1 pseudogene is annotated in these 543 nt (G+C 59.3%); it reads right to left on the reverse strand.

Annotated features, from left to right (window positions below):
- Positions 1 to 177: 177 nt before the first annotated feature.
- Positions 178 to 543 (reverse strand): annotated as a pseudogene (locus EXE42_RS16570) (hypothetical protein); the annotation flags it as partial.

Genomic DNA, 543 nt, shown 5'->3' on the forward strand with positions numbered 1-543 from the left:
CGACATAGTCAGCGGAGCAGAGGCGGAGCGTCGGGGTGATTTCCTCGGAACAGGTGTTGACCTGTTCGCCAGCAGTCGAGTTCTCAACGGTCGCGTTCGGGGCGTCTTGTGCGGCGACGGCGCCTGACAGCGAGGCCACTACCACGACCGCGATCAGGAAAAATCGGGGGAGCATGGTCAGTTGCCCAAGACGCCGAGCGCGACGAGCGCGGCGGCGATAACGGCGACTATCTCACCGGGGATACCGAACATGTCGAATTGCCCGAGGTCGATACCACCACCGGACTGCGAGTTCTCGTACTTCTCGATCAGCTCTTGATTCTGCTGTTCGAGCTGGTCCCACTCGTCCTGCGTGATGTAGTTCGAGTCAGTCTGCGGCTCAGAGTTCTCGAAGCTCGTCGAGGTCACTTCTTCACCGGACTGCGTGTTGACGAGCTTGTCCACGGTGAACGAACCCTGAATCTGGAACGTCTCGAACTGCGTTTCGGTCGAGGTCGAAAGGAAGCGGGCAGAGACGATTTCCGTAATGTCGGTTTCGAGGTC

The organism is Halorubrum sp. SP3, assembly GCF_005435195.1.
GTDB classification, from domain to species: Archaea; Halobacteriota; Halobacteria; order Halobacteriales; family Haloferacaceae; genus Halorubrum; species Halorubrum sodomense.